Consider the following 18,402-nt stretch of genomic DNA (forward strand, 5'->3'; position numbering starts at 1 on the left):
TAAATAATTCAATGAAATAATATTTCCAAGATAAATCGAAATCTATTTCAAATACTTTTATTAACAAATCGTTTAGTCTTATCACTAGAACTAACAAATTGCACGAATTTCTTAACAGTTTAAATTATAAATTAATTCCTTGAATATAAAGATTTAAGGGATAGATTTTTATTGACAAATTAGTTTAATTTTGGTAAAATACAGATTATTGCCTTCATTGTCATTTAATTAAAACGTTATACTTTTCGGGCAGCAATTGTTTATAACTCAAAAACCTTATGGGAGGTCCGATGGTCACCTTACAAAATAATTTTAAAGATCTATTTAGAGCCGGCCGTGTAGCCTTTAGTTTGCAGCGAGTTTGGATCAATTTCTTTGGCCTCGCAATCGGCTACGGAGTTTATTTGATATTTACCTATCTTAGTTTTCTAACTGCAGGAAAGACCTTTCTTGCAATGTGGGATCGCTATGGGTTATTTCCTTGTCTTTTCGGCAATGAGTATCCCTGGTTTAGTTGGGCAATTTTTATCATTGGATCATTATTGCTGCTGATGATGGTTTTGGTTACGAATACGGCGGTTAGCCGGGCAGTTTATATGAACTTGAAAGGAGAAACTTTCTATACCTGGAAGGAAGCTTATAAATTTGCTATGAAGAACATGGCTTCTATTCTGGGTGCACCCGTTGCTATAGGAGGAGTTATAATACTATTTGTAATCGGTGCTTTGGTTATGGGACTGGTTGGAAAAATCCCTTTTGTAGGGGAATTGATTACCTCCACAATGACTTTATTTTACATGGGTGCCGGGCTGTTTGTGTTTTTCCTGGGATTGGTGCTCGTTATCGCATTGATATTAGTTCCTTCAATTATTGCAACCACGGATGAGGATGGGTTTGAGGCAGTATTCCAATCATTCTCCCTTTCAACCGGTCAACCGGTCAGACTTATCACTTACTTATTCATTGTTTGTGCTATTGAGTTTCTTGCATTTTGCATAATGGCTTTTTCGGCAAAAGAAGCCTGGTTCATTTATTCCGATCTGTTTGCAATTTCGATGGGAGATAAGTTCACACAAATCGGCCAACAAGCCATGTATTATACACAATATACACTTGCAGCTTCACGACCCTGGATCGATTATTATTTGCAGGATCTATCAGGATTTGTTTATTTCTCCAAGGATTTTATACCGGTCGCCGATTTATCAGCCTGGTCAACGTTTTGCTCTTACATTTTTGCCATCTTTTTGCTGATGGTTGGTGGGTTGGTAGTGGCTTATGCTGAGGCTACGGGTAACGCCGGATTAACCCTAATGTATTTGGTTATGCGGCAAAAACATGATGGTGAAAATCTCCTCGAGCGAAAAGAGGAGGACGATGAATTTGAAACCGAAGACACCCCAGCTACCGAAGACTCATCTGGCGAAGACGAAGCTAAAGATGAAAATTCCGAGGAGAAGACAAATGACAAATCCGAGGACGAAGAAAATAAAGAATAACTGAATATTGGAAATCTAAGCATAAGGCGCTGGCAGCGATGTTAGCGCCTTTTTTATTTCTACCCCTTAAAAAACAAAGGATGCCAAGTCAAACTTTCCGTTCGCATTTAATCCCTTAATAATGCTCCCATAACTCCCATTATGAGCGCGATTATGAGTTCATTATGCGAAATTATCATCCTTGATTCCGGCAGTATCAAATCAGCATCCTAAATTTTCATTCTTCAAGAGCGTAATAGTTAAATTTATTTACCTGGTCTATTCATAAACCTTATCACTGTCATATGGTTTATTTATAGGTCAGGTTTATAATTAATAATAAATGGTTCGCTGAAATATTAAAAAAAACCGTATAAAGAAAGTAACTTAAAAATTGGTGTAAAGTCAGAAAATCCTATTTTCTTCATTCGGCTATCATTCAAATTTATAAAAAATTCAAGTCTTCGATCATTCAGAAGGATAGGAATAGTAAGCTTTGATTTGAAATGGTTTTATTATCATATAACCATTCATTATAAAAATCCATTTGGATTTTAATAAAAGACTATCTATCTTAATTGATTGGTAAATAATGATTTTTAAGATCAAATTGATGATTACGGAGGTCGAAATGAACCCCAAAAAATTTAGATCCATCCTGATTTTTATATGGATCCCGATATTCTTTATTTCAAGTGTAGTTTTTGCTCAAGAAAAGAAATCACTCACTTATGAACAGGTTTTTGAATCTGGTCAACCTAGGTTAACCAAACCCTTACCACGAATTCGCGGTTGGCTGGATGATAACCATTTTCTCCAACAAAAACAGGATCAATCTGAAAATAATAGGGAGCTATTTAAAATTAGTGCTGCAACAGGCGATGAGACTATCTTTTTGGATCCTGAAGATTTTAAAGATGTGCTCCCCGGTGGATTTACATTATTCAGTACTGCAGGTACTACTTCGGATTATTCCGGTTTTCTTTATAACCGTAATAATGATTTGTACTATTTAAATACAAACACGAAGGTATTTAAACAGCTAACTGCTACTTCTGCTGAAGAAAAGAATCCAACGTTTTCTCCAGATGGGAAATTCATTGCCTACACTCGGAATCGTGATCTATTCGCCTTCGACATTGAAACAGGACTGGAACATCAATTGACTGATGATGCATCTGACCATATCTATAATGGTTGGGCTTCATGGGTTTATTATGAAGAAATACTTGGCCGCCGCTCTAGGTATCGTGCTTTCTATTTTTCGCCGGATGGCAACAAACTTGCGTTCCTCAAGTTCGACGATAGTCCTGTACCGAAATTCACTTTATTTCGTGCAAACGGAGCCCACGGTGAACTGGAAGTTGCGTATTATCCGAAACCCGGAGATTCAAATCCAAAAGTGAAATTAGGGATTGTCGATATATCGTCAGGAGAAACCACCTGGGCTGATTTTGATGAAAACGCTGACGAATATATCGCCTGGGTTTCCTGGACCCCAGACAACGAAAATGTGACGATCCAATGGATGAACCGGGATCAAAATCATATAAAAATCTATTTGGTAGATCCTTTATCGGGAAGCAAAAAAGAAATATATGATGAAAAGCAAGATGCCTGGGTAGAGTTTTTTGAAGATCTTCATTTCTTCGAAGACGGCAGTGGCTTTTTAGTCCGTAGTGATGTGGATGGTTGGAGACATCTTTACGTTTATAACATGGATGGCAGCCTTAAAAAACGGCTAACTAAAGGGGAATGGACGGTTAGAAGCATTCAATTGGTAGATGAAGATAATGGACAAATCTTCTTTACTGCAAACAAAGATGAATCAACCGAGAGCCACCTTTACCGGGTAGGGCTGGACGGTAAAGGGTTGAAAAAGCTCTCTTCTATTCCGGGTTCCCACCGTATTCAAATGTCACCCGGTGGCAGTTTTTACATCGACACCTATAGCAACATTACAACTCCAACCAAAATGGCTTTGCATAAGGATAATGGTGAATTTGTCCGTGAACTCGGCGACAGCAAAACCCCGGAGATGGACAAATATGCATTGGGAAAAATCGAGTTGTTCCGTGTCAAAATTAAGGATGGTTTTAACCTTCCGTTAAAATGGTACCTGCCTCCTGATTTTAATCCCAATATCAAATACCCGGTTTTATTTTCTGTATATGGCGGACCTAATGCAGGATCCGTTCGTAACTCCGGCCCATCCTTGTCATCGCACTATCGGGCTCAACAAGGTATTATTGTCTTGAATGTGGATCATCGTGGATCCGGTCATTTTGGCAAGAAAGGCGTTGCTCAAATGTACCGGAACCTGGGTAAATGGGAAATGCATGATTGGATTGAAATCGTAAAATGGCTGCGGAAAAAATCATTTGTAGACCCTCACAGGATTGGTATTACCGGCGGAAGTTATGGCGGCTATGCCACTTTATTAGCGCTTACAACTGGTGCGGAATATTTTACGCATGGCGTTTCCAATTCTCCGGTTACCGATTGGAAGCTTTACGATACTGTTTATACTGAACGCTATATGGACCGGCCGGTAGACAATCCCGAAGGCTACAAAAATAGCTCAGCCATGACAAATATTGAGAATTTTAAAGGAAAGCTTCTGCTGACCCATGGAACGATAGATGACAATGTCCACATGCAAAATTCCATTCAATTTATCGAAGCAATGATGAAACATGGCAAACAGTTTGAGTTGATGATTTACCCGAACGAAAGACATGGCTTTCGCAATCCGGAGCGCCGCAGCCATCGAAGTAAATTGATTGATAATTTCTGGTCCAGGCATTTTGGGAATAATGAAGCGAAGGATACAGTAGCTATTTCCGGGAATTAACCACTCGTGCTTAATTTTAGCTACTAATAATTTACAGGATTGCCCATAATAAGTGGATGGATGTCATTCAGGCGGAAACTATTTTTATACTACGTAAGGTGCTGTTTTTTAAAATAGATTCCTTTCGACTACGTAGAGCGGCGCCTCCAGGATGATAAGAGATGCATTATTAGTTTAGCTCTTTCAACCCATAACCAATTAAAAACCTATGAATGTCGAACAACAAGCCGTGCATACCATTCGTTTCCTTGCTGTGGATGCTGTCGAAAAAGCCAACTCGGGACACCCGGGTCTGCCCATGGGGGCGGCAGATTATGCCTTTGTTTTGTGGACCAAATTTTTACGTTTCAATCCCAAAGATCCAAAATGGATCGATCGGGATCGATTTATTTTATCTGCCGGCCATGGTTCAATGCTGTTGTATGCCCTGCTGCATTTAAACGAATATGACCTTAGCCTTAAGGACATCAAACAATTTCGGCAATTGGGAAGTAAAACACCAGGCCATCCAGAGTATGGAGCGGCGCCGGGTATTGAAACGACCACCGGTCCGCTCGGCCAGGGTTTTGGAACCGGAGTCGGAATGGCTCTTGCCGGAAAAATGTTGGCCGCTAGGTTCAACACACCTGACTTTTCTCCTATTACCTATCGGATATTTGGCATTGTAAGTGATGGTGATTTAATGGAAGGCGTCACTGCCGAGGCAGCTTCTTTAGCCGGTCATTTGGGGCTTGGCAATCTTATCTACATTTATGATGATAATCGAATCACCATAGATGGATCTACGGATCTATCATTTTCTGAAAATGTTGCTCAAAGATTCGAAGCTTATGGATGGCATGTGCAATCCATCGATGGACATGATAGGACTGAAATTGAAGCTGCTCTGAGTGCTACGGTTGCTGTATCAACACAACCTTCATTGGTCATCGCTCGGTCGCATATTGCCTTTGGCAGCCCTAACAAACAGGACTCAGAAGCTTCTCATGGTGCACCGCTCGGAGCTGAAGAAGCCAAGGCTACCAAGAAAAAACTTGGCTGGCCAACGGATGTTGAATTTCACATCCCGGGTTCTGTTAAGGAATTTTTTCACCAAATTGTGCATAAAAATGAGATTGAATATCAAAATTGGCAGGTAGCATTTTCTTTATGGAAACAAAATTTTTCCGAAAAGGCCGTCTTGTGGAATCAGCACTTTGATAATCCCACGCCAAATCATTTCGCTGAAGAGCTCTTAAAAGCTGCCGGTACGGATGCCGGAGCAACCAGGACTCATTCCGGTAATGTCCTGCAAAAAGCCGCCGAATTAGTACCTGCCCTTTGCGGCGGTTCTGCCGATCTGGCTGCTTCCTTGAAAACTTTGGTAAAAAATAGTCCGGATATCACCAAAAGTGATTTTACCGGCCAGAATATTCATTTTGGCGTTCGTGAACATGGCATGGCCGCTATTGCAAACGGACTTGCTTTATCAGGAGGATTTATTCCTTATGTTTCAACATTCTTAATCTTTTCCGATTACATGCGTCCTTCTATTCGGCTGGCGGCATTGATGGGAATTCAGGTAATTTATGTTTTCAGCCACGACAGTATATTCCTGGGAGAAGATGGACCAACTCATCAATCCGTCGAGCAAATAGCGTCGTTACGATTGATTCCTTGCATGAATGTTTTTCGTCCGGCAGACGCAAGCGAAACTGCTTTTGCCTGGGCACATGCTATCGAACATAACGAGGGACCTACGGCGCTCATTTTAACGCGTCAAACGATTCCTGAGTTTGAACGTGATCATCCGATTTCATATGATGAATTCAAAAAGGGTGGCTATACTCTTCAGGAAGCAACTCGTGGTAATCCGGAATTTGTTATCATAGCTACCGGCTCGGAAGTGCCATTGGCATGCGAAACACGAATGTCGCTGGAAGCTAAAGGTTTTCCAACGCGTGTGGTATCAATGCCGGCAGATTCTTTATTCCGTCGTCAAACAGAGGAATATCAACGGGCAGTTTTGGGAAATCAAAAAACCAGGAAGATAGTTATGGAAGCCGGCTCGCCTAATGCCTGGTATGAATTTGCTGGTCGTGAAGCGCTTACTATTGGAGTAACAAGATTCGGGGAGTCAGCTCCTATACGGGATTTGGTTCCTCATTTTGGATTTACTGTTGATGCAGTACTAAAAAGAATGGAAGAAAAAGGTTGGATCTAAAGAATTATGACCACCGGTTGCGATGATTTCGGGAATGTTCTAATCGCTCATGCCAATTATGATAGGCTTGCAAATCCGAACCTTTCAAACATAACTCTAAAAATTCCTGTTTGACGGTGGGACGGTTTTCAGCATCGTGCAACTTTAGCTGATCAATTAAATCATATAACTGAAATTTTTCATCAAAAGAAAGCATTTGAGACACCGGTTCGAAAATCTTATAAACCTCTTTTCGTAATTTGGCTTCTTCTGCAGCGCCTTTAGCAATGGTAAAGTTTGGAGACTCTTTTAATATTTCTAAATAATTTTCCATAGTTTTACTCCTCCTCGTTAACATATCGGTTGTTCGAATACTTTTTTAAAGGAAACTGGACTAACATTTTAATTATTTTTGGAAATTGATTTCTACAAAACATAAAACAGCTAACTTTTACTTGACATTAGCTTTCTGTTTTTTGATTTTTGAATGGTACATTTTTTATTTTTTGTAGCTGTAATAAATGGGTATGAAAATCGAACGAAATTTAAAGATGGGCATGGTCGGTGGCGGACCGGATGCGTTCATTGGTGAGGTTCATCGCAAGGCCGCTCGTATCGATGGCGGGATTGAACTTGTTGCAGGGACTTTCAGCCGGGATTTCGAAAAGTCCAAACAAACCGGCAACGAACTTTTCCTAGATAGCGCCAGAGTCTATAGCAGTTTCACTGAAATGATTAATCAAGAAAGAACACTGCCCGAAGGAGAACGAATTGATTTTGTTTCCATTGTTACACCCAATAATTGGCACTTCCCCATTGCCAAAGATTTCTTAAAAGCAGGGTTCCATGTGGTTTGTGACAAACCTATGACCATCAACCTGGATGAAGCTAAGCAGCTTAAAAAAATAGTTGGTGAAACCATCAAACTTTTTGCATTGACTCACAATTACACCGGCTACCCGATGGTTAAACTGGCCCGGGATATGGTTCGACAAGACGATTTAGGAAATATCCGCAAAGTTGTTGTGCAATATCCCCAGGGATGGCTTTCTACTCCCCTGGAAAAAACCGGGCAAAAACAAGCCGAGTGGCGCACCGATCCGAAGCAAAGCGGCGCAGGTTGCATGGGTGATATTGGCACTCATTGCGAAAACCTGGCAGAATATATCACGGGATTGAAAATCACTGAAATCTGCGCGGATATAACTACGTTCGTCCCTGGCCGTAAAGTTGATGACGATGGTAATTGTCTTCTTCGGTTTGATAATGGCGCTAAGGGTATTTTACATGCCAGCCAAATTTCAGTTGGAGAGGAAAATAATCTCGCGATTTGGGTTTACGGTGAAAAGAAAAGCCTGGTGTGGCACCAGGAGTATCCCAATGATCTTACTATAAAATCACAAGAGGCACCGGTGCAGGTATGGCGCCGGGGTAATAGTTATGTCGCTGAAAAAAGTCCTGCTGCTGCTCGTGCGACTCGACTGCCACCCGGACATCCGGAAGCCTTTATCGAAGCATTTGCAAATATCTACTGTAATTTTGCCGACACGTTAAGGGCTCGTTTAGCAAACAGAAGCCCTGATGATCTTGCGCTTGATTTTCCAACAGTTGAAGACGGCCTTCGTGGAATGGCATATTTAGATTCAGTATTTACTAGCGCTAATAACAATCAAAAATGGACTCCCTTGAAATCAAGTTGATTATGTTTTTAGGAGAAGTTTATGAATAGACCCGTTACCCTGTTTACCGGCCAATGGGCCGACTTAGCTTTAGAAGAACTCGCCCGAAAGGCGGCTATCTGGGATTATGATGGATTAGAGTTGGCTTGTTGGGGCGATCATTTGGATGTTGAAAAAGCAGCCACGATCCCGGATTACTATGAACATCAATTGGAAATTTTGAAAAGAAATAATTTGAATGTTTACTCAATCAGCAATCACCTTGCCGGACAACTTGTATGCGATTTGAATAATGATTCGCGTTCCGATGCATTCGCTCCCGCTGATTGTGCCGGAGATCCTGATAAAAAGCGACAGTGGGCAGTGGAAGCCATGAAGAATACTGCCAGAGCCGCGAAGAACATGGGTCTTTCTGTGGTTAATGGTTTTACCGGTTCTTCGATTTGGCATTTGTTGTATAGTTTTCCCCCGGTTAACGAAAAGACGATCGAGGAAGGATTTTCTTATTTCGCCGAAATGTGGAATCCTATTCTGGATGTATTCGATGAATGCGGTGTAAAATTTGCTCTGGAAGTTCATCCCACGGAAATAGCTTTTGATATTATCACAGCACGAAAAGCGCTTGAAGTTATCGATAATCGGGAAGCATTCGGATTTAATTTCGATCCAAGCCACCTTCATTGGCAGATGGTCGATCCGGTCAATTTTCTCAAAGAATTTCCGGATCGTATTTATCATGTTCATATGAAAGATGCCGCACTACAATTGAACGGAAAATCAGGGATACTTGCTTCTCATTTAAAATTTGGTCATCCTGATCGCGGTTGGGATTTTCGCTCATTGGGCCGGGGAGGTGTTGATTTTGAGGAGATCATTCGAACCCTGAATCAAATCGGTTACAATGGACCGCTTTCTGTAGAATGGGAAGACAGCGGTATGGACCGTGAAGACGGCGCCAGAGAAGCTTGTGAATTTGTAAAGAAACTCGATTTTAAGCCGTCCCAGGTTGCTTTTGATGGAGCGTTCGATCAATGAAGATAAATACAAAGGCACAAAGGCACAAAGGCACAAAGGCACAAATTATTTTAGGAATAATAACAAAAATATAAAGGTATCATAATGAAAGTTACCATTTCATTGTTTTTATTTATTTTAGTAATTGGCTGCTCTTCACAGGAAGCACAGAATGCCGGTAATGAAGATGAACAAACCGAATGGATTGTATTATTCGATGGCAAAACCTTCGATGGCTGGCGTGGTTTTAAAAAGGATGTTGTTCCTGAGGGTTGGGTCATTACCGAAAATGCCGAGCTCTATTTTATGGGTAAAGGAAAAGGATACATCATGACGGATGGGCAGTATGACAATTTCGAATTGGAATTGGAATGGAAAATTTCCGAGGGAGGGAATAGCGGTATATTCTTTCGTGTCAGCGAAGATGACAATGCAGTCTACCGCACTGCTCCTGAAATGCAAGTGTTGGATAATGCCAAACACAAAGATGGTAAAATTCCAGAGGAATCCGCCGGCTCAAATTATGCCCTTCACGCACCTTTTGCGGATGTAACCAATGAAGTGGGACAATACAATAAGATCCGGATCATCGCAAGAGAAAATCATATCGAGCACTGGATGAATGGACAAAAACTTTTGGAGTATGAGATCGACAGTCCGGCATGGAAGGAATTGGTGGCAAACAGCAAATTCGGTAAAATGCCAAAGTACGGAACCTACAGTAAAGGGCACATCGCCTTACAAGACCATGGTGATAAGGTATGGTATAGAAATATCCGGATTCGAACTTTACCATCAACATCAACCCATTAACCGCGATAATTGGAGTATCACTATGAAAATTCAGAAAAAAAATATTTCCCGGCGCGACTTTATTACTCGCGCCGCAATATCCACTGCTGTTTTTTCCATCGTCCCTCGACATGTACTTGGCGGTCCTGGTTTTATTGCGCCCAGTGACAAACTCAATATTGCATGTGTCGGCGCCTGGGGCAAGGGTCGATCGGATATCATGGGGGTCAGCACAGAAAACATATTCGCTATATGCGATATCGATCTTGCTCATTTACAAAGATTTAAAAATTCCGTGCAAAAAGAGGAAGGCGGCACGGAGCTTTGGGATAAAGCGCTAAAATACCAGGACTTCCGCAAGATGTTGGACGAAAACAAAGACAGTATCGACGCGGTTACCGTTACTGTTCCGGATCATTCGCACGCGATTATTGCACTATCAGCGATCCAATTGGGCAAACATGTCTTCGTACAAAAACCGCTCACCCACACAATTTACGAGGCCCGTAAGCTTACCGAAGCTGCTCGTGAAGCTAAAGTCGTCACGCAGATGGGCAACCAGGGTCACGCTGGCGAGGGCGGCCGATTGATCAACGAATGGATCTGGGATGGCGCTATCGGACCGGTGCGCGAGGTGCATTGCTGGACCAACCGACCGATCTGGCCGCAGGGCATCAGAAGCCCCAAAGAAGTCATTTCAAAGCCGCCCACCATAAATTGGGATGTCTGGATCGGACCCGCGCCATACCGGGCTTACCACCCGGCTTATGCGCCGTTCCGCTGGCGCGGCTGGTGCGACTTCGGCGTTGGCGCCCTCGGTGATATGGCGGCTCATATCATGGATCACCCGTATTGGGCCTTGAAATTAGGTTATCCGACCAGCGTAATCGCAGAGTCTTCGGAATTCAATGGCGAGACCTACCCGGTGTCCTGTAAAGTAAAATACCAATTTCCGGCAAGAGGAGATATGCCGCCGGTCGAGTTAACCTGGCATGATGGCGGCCGGATGCCGGATCGCCCGGATGATTTAGAGCCGGGCAGAAAAATGGGTGACGGCGATGGCGGCGTCCTGATGATCGGCGATAAAGGCAAACTGATGCACGGCACCTACGGCAGAAATCCAAGGATTATCCCGGAAACAAAGATGCGTGAATATACACGACCGCCTAAAACCATCCCGCGTTCGCCGGGTATCCACCAGGAATGGGTTGAAGCTTGCAAAGGCGGCCCGCCCACAACGTCACATTTTGATTACTCCGGTCCGCTTACCGAGACCATGTTATTAGGAAACCTGGCCATTCGCATGGCACATAAAAACACCGCGCTGGAATGGGACGGAGAGAAGATGGAAGTGACTAATATGCCGGAAGCCAACGAGTTTCTAACTAAGCGGTATCGTTATGGGTGGAAGGTTTGAAAGAAGTGCCTAAAGTTCATAAAGTGCCTAAAGTGCCTAAAGTTGAAGAAGCGAAATAAAAAATTTTAAAAAATAACAGAATGTCATTTCGACAAAGTGAAGCGAGGAGAAATCTTATCGCCTAATAATTCATTTTCCGAATGGCTCTAAAGATTTCTCGCATTAAACTCTTCAAATTGTCAATAAGGCAAATTGTCAAAAGTATAACAAAATAACTTTAACCTTTAGGGGGAGTTATGGACAATAAGGAATTTGCAAAGCAGCTTGAAAATCGAACAAGAACTTTCGCGATTCAAATTATTCAATTATCAACTAAATTACCAAGGACACCAGAAGCAAATGTAATTAGAAAGCAAATAACTAAAGCGGGAACTTCAATTGGTGCGAATTATCGGGAAGCTAATCGATCAAGAAGTAAAAATGACTTTATAAGTAAAATTAGAATATGCGAAAGTGAGTCAAGCGAAACCCAATATTGGCTTCAGATTATTGGGCAAATGTCCTGGATTTCAAAAGAAATAATAAATCCTTTGTATGAAGAATGCAGCCAATTGCTCGCACTATTTTCCTCCATTGTCCAAAAAAGTAAATTATAGGTTGTAGTTTATAAATAATTAAATAATAGCATCTTTTTAATTTTAGGCACTTTAGGTACTTTTTTTATTATTGGATGACTTTTAGTCTAGCGAGCTATCGTCTGTAACTCTTCTCTGATAACTTTTCGGAGCGTACTTTCCAACTTACATTCGTGTTGTTGAATTACTGGCATAATGCATCATTGATCAAGGTCGTCTTGCAGGATGGGTAAGAGGCAACACAACGTACGAAACAGATTTCGGTTAGCGCATCAGAGCGGTGCTAGCTAGTGTGAAATTTATGTGACACTATGCGCCCGCCAAACTTTTAGAACAACATGAGACGAGTGCAATCACAATTACCCCATTGTGATTTTCAAATTGGAGTGGAATAGTGTGAAAAAAATCTTTATCCGTAGTTAGAAAAATTGCTGAATTTTTTTGTGCTATATCAAAAAGAACAGAATCATCAACTCCTTTATATTCAATGGAATGTCCATCTATCGTTTCATGGCCAGTTGAATTTATATACGAAATACTTTTTCTAGGAAAATTCTCATCAAGAAAAAATATCATGATACCTTGAGATTGTAAGGTAGACTTTCAAAACTGGAGAGGTAACTTCCAAATGAGAGCGCTGCTTGAATATCCTCTTTTGATATATTTGGATAGTCTTCCAAAATTTCTTGAAACGTATCTCCCGGATGCAAGAGCGCCAAGTATGTTACTTACAAGGACTCTTGTCCCTTTGATAACCGGCTTTCCATGACAAACATTTGGATTTATAGAAATTCTTTCAATCATAACCATTTCCTGCATTCATTTATAGGTAAAAAAAACATTTTATAATTAAGCGCCAAAACGCAATAAGATCAAAATTATTTTTTTGTGTGTTTTAAAAATGAATAGAATCTTCACTCGAAATGTTAATTTTTAGTCTAACGCGCTATTGTCTGTAACTCTTCTCTGATAACTTTCCGCAGCGTACTTTCCAACTTACCTTCGTGTTGTTGAATATACTGGCTTAATGCATCATTAATCAGGGTTTGGTAATTTCCACCACCCATTTTATGAACTTCATTGCGAAACCATTTAATTACATTGTCATCCAAACGAATGGTTATGCGTGTCTTACCAGGTGGCGATTTTACAACTGCACCTTGCTTAGCGCTACTAAAATTATATTCTTCTTTTGCTTTCATATGTTTTACTCTCCGTTTTTGTGGCTTTGCGGGCTGAAATTATTCGAATATTGTCACCGCGATGCGTATACACGACAACAAGTACTCGGCCAAATAAATCTATTCTGCTGTTGCAAATCGCTGTTCGTCCTCAATAATTTGATCTTTAATAGTTAAGCCCAGATCATCTTCAAGTACACTCATTGCATCTGCAAAATCTAATTTATGCTTCTTTAGATTTCGAGTTGCCTTTTGCGCATCCCATTGATAATCTACTATGTTTCAATATATGCACAATCAGTGCACAAAGCAAAGATTAAAAGTTGATCATAAATATTGGTGGGGATGATACTTTTATAGTGTTTATAAAATATGGTTCATCATTAAGGATGCATACTTTTCGATTTGAAGCAAGGGGTCTATTTTTGAAATTAGGTTGGGACACAATATATTTATGATCCTTACTTATTAATCCTCTACGAGGTTATTTATGATCAATTGCAGCAGAATGAGGCATCCACAGATTTTGATTTATCCTCGTTTAGGATATATTTATAAAAACTCTCGCAGAGAAAAAAACATCGGAGATGTTTAATTATTGTAGAAACGAAGTCGAACATTTCCTCGTAGAGGATACATATGCGACTTGTATAACCTCTTCTTTCATTTCCACCATATTGACCTGGGGCAAAGAACCCCAATGATTTTGAAATATGATATGACATACAATATTTAGAAGCGAATGTCAAGTTATTTTTGGGATTATTATCAATACAGGGCCGCGGCACAATGAGATGAACGGCGCTCCTGATAACAGGATTACGGCTACTTGGCCAGTCCTGACGCCTCGGAACATAGATCTCGAATCCGATACTTGGACTGGTGCTTGCGGCCCTGTTGTATCCATGTTACAAACCGAGAAATCCTTTGGCAAGACATAAAGATTCAGGAAGTAAATTTTCCCAATTCTAACTTAGATTCATCCTGAATCTGGTCCTGTGAATTCTTACTGATTTTGAAATATGACATTAAATACAATATTTGATTGCGAATGTCAAGATATTTTTGGAAGCAAGGTCGGAAAAGTAGTTTAGATGAACACCGCTTGAGAGAACCGTGGGCATAAATACATTCCTAGCTTCATAATTCAAAAATAATGTAATAATTTTTGCCTAGATTCCCAACAAATATTTTTAATGGTTAATTATTATTGAGCTTTCAAACAACCTTACCTGCTCAAATTGCAACCAGGCAGCTAGCTGTTGTTGATTCATGGGGAGGAATAAATGTGGTAAAAGAAAAATATCATAGGTGAAGTTTCAGATTTTATTGTTTCATCGAAAAATGAAATTGTAGTGTCAGATAATCAAGCTAATCAGATCCTGTTTTTTGATAAAAAAGGCAATTGTATTCGCAGAGTAGGCCAAAAAGGACAAGGACCTAATGAATATAAACGCCCAGGTTCCATTGCACAAACTGATACGAATCTGATTATCAATGATCATGGAAATTCACGTTTTCAATATCTTTCGTTAACGGGTGATTATATAGCCATAAAAAGTTACGAAATAGAAGTTGCACCATTAATTTCATCTAGAGGTGAAAGTTTTGATCATTCCGGAAATTATTTTTTAGCTACAAACGGATATTTGGCGGACAGTCTTATACAGAAATTTGATAAAAGTTTTAATCCAAAGCAATTGTTCGGTGAATTAGAATCTGATCAATTTGATTACCTAAATTACGCAAGTTTAAAGAAAGCCATTGAGAACAATCAAATTCCAGCAGTTCTGGTGAATTCTATTTTATTGGAATATTGTGAAGATGCTACTTTGTTAGCCGTCCATATGTCGATACCTGTTATAAAAAGGTTTTCGAGCCAGGGCAAATTGTTGTTTCGAAAAAGCCTTAAAGTCCCGGAAATGGATTTGATGAAGGAAAAATTCTTTTCGGATAATAAAAAGAGTAAGAAAAAAAGGTTTCGGCCTCTTTATTATTGGATGGATTTAGCATTGGACAATAAAGGTGGGGCTTATTTGTTATTATTCTATAATGAAAAGATGATTTTATACCATGTCGATTATGATGGCAACCTGATAGAAAAACTAATTGGCCCCAGCGATTTTATAAGTCAAATCGTTTTGAATGGCAACGAGTTATGGGCATTTGGTATTTCATCTTTAAAGTTTTATAGATTTGAAATTTGAACATCTTACCTATTATGAAAAAATACTTTGGAAACGATAATATTTATACTATGTTGTAACGTTTTGCGTTACAAAGTAATGTGACGTATATATTGATCACTGTTAAATTTAGAAGAATCTATTTGGAGAAATGTTATCGAATTAAAAGTGAAGCTCATAAAAAATGGGGCCCGATTGTCGGAGATAAGTATATTAAGCAATTAAATTTAATCTATGCTACTGAATCAGTAAAGGATTTATATTTAATACCTCAATTACGATTTCATCCTTTAAAAGGCGACTTGGAAGGTCATCACTCTATTACTCTTACATATCGAGCACGTTTAATAGTTAAATGTGACGGTGATACTATCATTTTGATAGAAAAGGTAAGTACAAAACATTATGAGTAATAATGATTTTTATACAGACAGTCCCATTCATCCGGGCGAGCATTTGAAAGATACTCTTGCATCTTTTGGTCTCTCACAAACTGAATTATCTAATCGTATTGGAAAGTCCAGAAAGGTCATCAATGAAATTATTTCCGGCAAAGCTCCTATTGCACCCAGCACTGCGATTCTTTTAGAACGTGTTCTAAATGTGCCGGCTCATGTATGGAATAATCTACAGCGTAATTTTGACCTGAATATTGCATATCTATCTGAGCAAGTCAAAATAAAAAAGGAAAGTAAATTATTAAGCTACTTTCCTATTCGTCAAATGATCAAATTTGGGTGGATTCCGGAGTGTATGTCTAATGAAGAAAAAGTAAAAAATTTACTTTCATTTTTTTGTGTATCCAGCCTCATGAATATTGAAAACTCTCTATCTGTTCAATTTCGTCGATCGATAAGAGATAATATTTCAAAAGAAGCTTTATACGCATGGATCCGGCAAGGTGAATATGAAGTCAGAAAAATTGAAACTTCAACCTACGACAAAATTGGTTTACAAAAATGTCTATCAGAATTGAGAAATCTTACAAATGTTTCACCGGAACTGTTTCAACCTGAAGTTAAGAGAATTTGTGCTGGAGTTGGTGTTGCTGTTGTGTTTGTTCCAGAACTTCCAAAAACATACATCAATGGCGCCACATTTTGGTTTGATGGTTTTAAAAAATCAGCACTTTTATTAAGCCTTCGGTTTAAGACAAATGACAATCTTTGGTTTAGTTTTTTTCATGAATTAGGCCACATCATACTACATCGCAAAAAGGAAAACTTCCTGGATATCTCTGATTTAAAACTCACTGGTGAAGATCGAATCAAAGAAAAAGAAGCCGACACTTTTGCTGCTAATATTTTAATTCCGGATGCAAAATGGAACGATTTCAAATATTCGGTTCCGTACACAAGACAGAAGATTTTACAATTTTCGCAAGACATTGCAATAGCCCCTGGGATTGTTGTCGGACGTCTTCAAAAGGAAGAATTATTGCCTTATAGTCACCTTAATGGACTGAAAGAAAAATATCAATGGGTTCTGGATTGAACATTATATACTTATTTTGGACCCATTCAAAATCCTACCAAACATAATCAAATTTTCATTTTGACAACGAAATCTAACGAATTCAGGTAGATTGTCTTTTGCTCTAACTGTAAAAACTATTTTCATCCCTTCTCAGCGGCTTTTATAATTTTGTCAACATCCTCAAATGTATCTTCTATGGAAAGAACACGACCACTTTTATAGTCTTCTAGTCCTTGCACAACTTTACGCATAAATTCAATGTTGTCTAAATCTAAAGTCTCCATTTTTGATTCTCCAAATTTTTGTATTCCCAAGTGTACTATCGTTTTCGATAGTTTCCACAGCGATCTACTCAAAAATTTCCCTCACCAACATTACAACCTCCTTCGCACAACCCCAGGCAATTGTATGGCCAATAGAACCATGGCCATAGTTATGGATGATTGCCGATTTTTGTGAAATTCTTTCAAGCTCTAAACGCACAGAGTACCTGCCGGGTCGAAGTCCGACTTTGCTCTCCAGAATCTCCGGGTTGGCAAAAACCGGGTTTAACTTTGCACACCTTTCAATGATCAACTGAGTCGCCTTTTCGTCCGGTTTTAAACTCCAATTGTTCTCTTCTTTAGTGCTGCCGAGAATGCAGTGGTTTTTGTGGGGAATAATGTAACAATAAGAAGAGGGATCGCTTACATAAAAAATGTCAGATGGTAAATCAGTGGGTTTTCGGACCAGCAGAACCTGGCCTCGAATAGGATAAACCCGGTCGTCGTGGGCCAGTTCTTTCGCCCCAACCCCTGAGCAGTTGACCACTATCGAGTATTGATGGGTTAATTCGCCAAGGCTCTTTACATTCTCCTGTTGAATGATTCCACCCAACCCTAAAAATTGATGTTTTAAATATTTCATATACATCGGGGCATCGATTTTTGCAGATGTATATTTATAGCCAAACTTCCAGGGAGTTACGGTTTTGCCGCTAACAATGGCTTTGAAATCAGGAGCAAAATCCGCCCAATGTGAATCAGGAACCTGTCGATCGAAAAACTCATGAAGTGTAGTCATAGAAATTCCTGATCCCGGAATTTCCGCCAGAGCCTGAAATTTTTCCAGGCTGATTTTACTCCAGGTTCGAACTTTTTCGCCGGTTTCTATCCCATGCGGATACCAGAATGCACCTGCAACATCCGAAGTGGTTTTGGGCGGCAGTTCACGAGCCAGTATTTTGACATTGAAGCCATTTTCGAGAAGACTCAAACCACAGGTTAATCCGGAAACGCCGCAACCAACGACTGCAATTTGGGGGGAGTTGTTGTGCATGGTTTGGTTAATTTATAAAACAAACTAAATAATATTTCTTTGTATTGACCTTATCTGCTCTAGCGTTTTCTTCTTTTTTTCTTTTTATGCGAATTTTTGTTAGAAGGAGGGCGAAAACCTGCTTTTACACTTTCACGGTTGATAACATCATTCAAAGAAAATAAATAATTATATCTTGGGTGTTCCTTTGGCAATATTTTTAGATATTTATTCAATAATTTGTGTGCAGCAGAAAAATTCCTAACGTTAAG

Annotated in this window: 16 protein-coding genes and 2 pseudogenes; 11 read left to right on the plus strand and 7 right to left on the minus strand. The window is 39.8% G+C overall.

Going from position 1 to position 18,402, the window contains the following annotated elements; genetic code table 11:
- The first annotated feature begins 290 nt into the window (after positions 1 to 290).
- The 3 genes from IIC38_02370 (at position 291) to tkt (ending at position 6,535) form a co-directional block, all read left to right on the plus strand.
- Complete coding sequence (locus IIC38_02370) at positions 291 to 1,499, plus strand: hypothetical protein (protein ID MCH8124798.1); 1,209 nt, start codon at positions 291 to 293, stop codon at positions 1,497 to 1,499.
- A gap of 610 nt (positions 1,500 to 2,109) precedes the next feature.
- Positions 2,110 to 4,332 carry a DPP IV N-terminal domain-containing protein gene (locus IIC38_02375; GenBank protein MCH8124799.1) on the plus strand — a complete coding sequence of 741 codons (2,223 nt, stop codon included), beginning with the start codon at positions 2,110 to 2,112 and terminating at the stop codon, positions 4,330 to 4,332.
- Between the two features lie 208 nt (positions 4,333 to 4,540).
- A complete protein-coding gene (gene tkt, locus IIC38_02380; GenBank protein MCH8124800.1) occupies positions 4,541 to 6,535 on the plus strand; it encodes a transketolase in 1,995 nt (664 codons plus the stop codon).
- Between the two features lie 4 nt (positions 6,536 to 6,539).
- On the opposite strand, the gene IIC38_02385 is transcribed toward tkt, so the two are convergent.
- Complete coding sequence (locus IIC38_02385; protein MCH8124801.1) at positions 6,540 to 6,848, minus strand: hypothetical protein; 309 nt, start codon at positions 6,846 to 6,848, stop codon at positions 6,540 to 6,542.
- Between the two features lie 193 nt (positions 6,849 to 7,041).
- On the opposite strand from IIC38_02385, the gene IIC38_02390 reads away from it, so the two are divergent.
- From IIC38_02390 to IIC38_02410, 5 genes are all read left to right on the plus strand, one after another.
- Positions 7,042 to 8,214 carry a Gfo/Idh/MocA family oxidoreductase gene (locus tag IIC38_02390; protein MCH8124802.1) on the plus strand — a complete coding sequence of 391 codons (1,173 nt, stop codon included), beginning with the start codon at positions 7,042 to 7,044 and terminating at the stop codon, positions 8,212 to 8,214.
- 21 nt (positions 8,215 to 8,235) lie between these two features.
- Complete coding sequence (locus IIC38_02395) at positions 8,236 to 9,228, plus strand: sugar phosphate isomerase/epimerase (protein ID MCH8124803.1); 993 nt, start codon at positions 8,236 to 8,238, stop codon at positions 9,226 to 9,228.
- 84 nt (positions 9,229 to 9,312) lie between these two features.
- Entirely contained in the window at positions 9,313 to 10,020 is a 708-nt protein-coding gene (locus tag IIC38_02400) for a DUF1080 domain-containing protein (GenBank protein ID MCH8124804.1), read from the plus strand.
- Positions 10,021 to 10,042: 22 nt separating this feature from the next.
- Entirely contained in the window at positions 10,043 to 11,416 is a 1,374-nt protein-coding gene (locus IIC38_02405) for a Gfo/Idh/MocA family oxidoreductase (GenBank protein MCH8124805.1), read from the plus strand.
- Positions 11,417 to 11,652: 236 nt separating this feature from the next.
- Entirely contained in the window at positions 11,653 to 12,012 is a 360-nt protein-coding gene (locus IIC38_02410) for a four helix bundle protein (GenBank protein ID MCH8124806.1), read from the plus strand.
- A 288-nt stretch (positions 12,013 to 12,300) separates the two neighbouring features.
- Here the strand turns inward: IIC38_02410 and IIC38_02415 are convergent, their stop codons facing one another.
- The 4 genes and pseudogenes from IIC38_02415 to IIC38_02430 all read right to left on the minus strand — a co-directional run bounded on the left by IIC38_02415 (position 12,301) and on the right by IIC38_02430 (position 13,376).
- Positions 12,301 to 12,567, minus strand: a complete 267-nt coding sequence (locus IIC38_02415; GenBank protein ID MCH8124807.1) for a DUF5615 family PIN-like protein — start codon at positions 12,565 to 12,567, stop codon at positions 12,301 to 12,303.
- Positions 12,564 to 12,795 (minus strand): annotated as a pseudogene (locus IIC38_02420) (DUF433 domain-containing protein). Before IIC38_02420 ends, IIC38_02415 begins: the two are co-directional and overlap by 4 nt.
- A 134-nt stretch (positions 12,796 to 12,929) precedes the next feature.
- On the minus strand, positions 12,930 to 13,193 hold the full coding sequence (locus tag IIC38_02425; GenBank protein ID MCH8124808.1) for a BrnA antitoxin family protein: 264 nt from the start codon (positions 13,191 to 13,193) through the stop codon (positions 12,930 to 12,932).
- Positions 13,171 to 13,376: pseudogene (locus IIC38_02430) on the minus strand (BrnT family toxin). The gene IIC38_02425 and the pseudogene IIC38_02430 overlap by 23 nt, the downstream one beginning before the upstream one ends.
- 1,100 nt (positions 13,377 to 14,476) lie before the next feature.
- Here IIC38_02430 and IIC38_02435 point away from each other — a divergent pair.
- From IIC38_02435 to IIC38_02445, 3 genes are all read left to right on the plus strand, one after another.
- On the plus strand, positions 14,477 to 15,379 hold the full coding sequence (locus IIC38_02435; GenBank protein MCH8124809.1) for a 6-bladed beta-propeller: 903 nt from the start codon (positions 14,477 to 14,479) through the stop codon (positions 15,377 to 15,379).
- 92 nt (positions 15,380 to 15,471) lie between these two features.
- Complete coding sequence (locus IIC38_02440) at positions 15,472 to 15,771, plus strand: type II toxin-antitoxin system RelE/ParE family toxin (protein ID MCH8124810.1); 300 nt, start codon at positions 15,472 to 15,474, stop codon at positions 15,769 to 15,771.
- On the plus strand, positions 15,764 to 16,852 hold the full coding sequence (locus IIC38_02445) for a HigA family addiction module antidote protein (GenBank protein MCH8124811.1): 1,089 nt from the start codon (positions 15,764 to 15,766) through the stop codon (positions 16,850 to 16,852). The genes IIC38_02440 and IIC38_02445 overlap by 8 nt, the downstream gene beginning before the upstream one ends.
- A 122-nt stretch (positions 16,853 to 16,974) precedes the next feature.
- Here IIC38_02445 and IIC38_02450 read toward each other — a convergent pair whose 3' ends face one another.
- Together IIC38_02450 and IIC38_02455 are read right to left on the minus strand one after the other, a co-directional pair.
- The gene (locus IIC38_02450) at positions 16,975 to 17,118 is read right to left on the minus strand and encodes a hypothetical protein (protein ID MCH8124812.1); all 144 of its coding nucleotides are present in this window, start codon (positions 17,116 to 17,118) and stop codon (positions 16,975 to 16,977) included.
- Positions 17,119 to 17,182: 64 nt separating this feature from the next.
- Entirely contained in the window at positions 17,183 to 18,151 is a 969-nt protein-coding gene (locus IIC38_02455) for an FAD-binding oxidoreductase (protein MCH8124813.1), read from the minus strand.
- Positions 18,152 to 18,402 lie beyond the last annotated feature (251 nt).

The sequence above is a fragment of the candidate division KSB1 bacterium genome, assembly GCA_022566355.1.
Taxonomy (GTDB): domain Bacteria; phylum Zhuqueibacterota; class JdFR-76; order JdFR-76; family DREG01; genus JADFJB01.

Excerpts from the sequence above, each read along its gene's own strand:
- IIC38_02370 (MCH8124798.1), top strand. The coding sequence starts at position 291 with ATGGTCACCTTACAAAATAATTTTAAAGATCTATTTAGAGCCGGCCGT.
- IIC38_02375 (MCH8124799.1), top strand. The coding sequence starts at position 2,110 with ATGAACCCCAAAAAATTTAGATCCATCCTGATTTTTATATGGATCCCG.
- tkt (MCH8124800.1), top strand. The coding sequence starts at position 4,541 with ATGAATGTCGAACAACAAGCCGTGCATACCATTCGTTTCCTTGCTGTG.
- IIC38_02385 (MCH8124801.1), bottom strand. The coding sequence starts at position 6,848 with ATGGAAAATTATTTAGAAATATTAAAAGAGTCTCCAAACTTTACCATT.
- IIC38_02390 (MCH8124802.1), top strand. The coding sequence starts at position 7,042 with ATGAAAATCGAACGAAATTTAAAGATGGGCATGGTCGGTGGCGGACCG.
- IIC38_02395 (MCH8124803.1), top strand. The coding sequence starts at position 8,236 with ATGAATAGACCCGTTACCCTGTTTACCGGCCAATGGGCCGACTTAGCT.
- IIC38_02400 (MCH8124804.1), top strand. The coding sequence starts at position 9,313 with ATGAAAGTTACCATTTCATTGTTTTTATTTATTTTAGTAATTGGCTGC.
- IIC38_02405 (MCH8124805.1), top strand. The coding sequence starts at position 10,043 with ATGAAAATTCAGAAAAAAAATATTTCCCGGCGCGACTTTATTACTCGC.
- IIC38_02410 (MCH8124806.1), top strand. The coding sequence starts at position 11,653 with ATGGACAATAAGGAATTTGCAAAGCAGCTTGAAAATCGAACAAGAACT.
- IIC38_02415 (MCH8124807.1), bottom strand. The coding sequence starts at position 12,567 with ATGATATTTTTTCTTGATGAGAATTTTCCTAGAAAAAGTATTTCGTAT.
- IIC38_02425 (MCH8124808.1), bottom strand. The coding sequence starts at position 13,193 with ATGAAAGCAAAAGAAGAATATAATTTTAGTAGCGCTAAGCAAGGTGCA.
- IIC38_02445 (MCH8124811.1), top strand. The coding sequence starts at position 15,764 with ATGAGTAATAATGATTTTTATACAGACAGTCCCATTCATCCGGGCGAG.
- IIC38_02450 (MCH8124812.1), bottom strand. The coding sequence starts at position 17,118 with ATGGAGACTTTAGATTTAGACAACATTGAATTTATGCGTAAAGTTGTG.
- IIC38_02455 (MCH8124813.1), bottom strand. The coding sequence starts at position 18,151 with ATGCACAACAACTCCCCCCAAATTGCAGTCGTTGGTTGCGGCGTTTCC.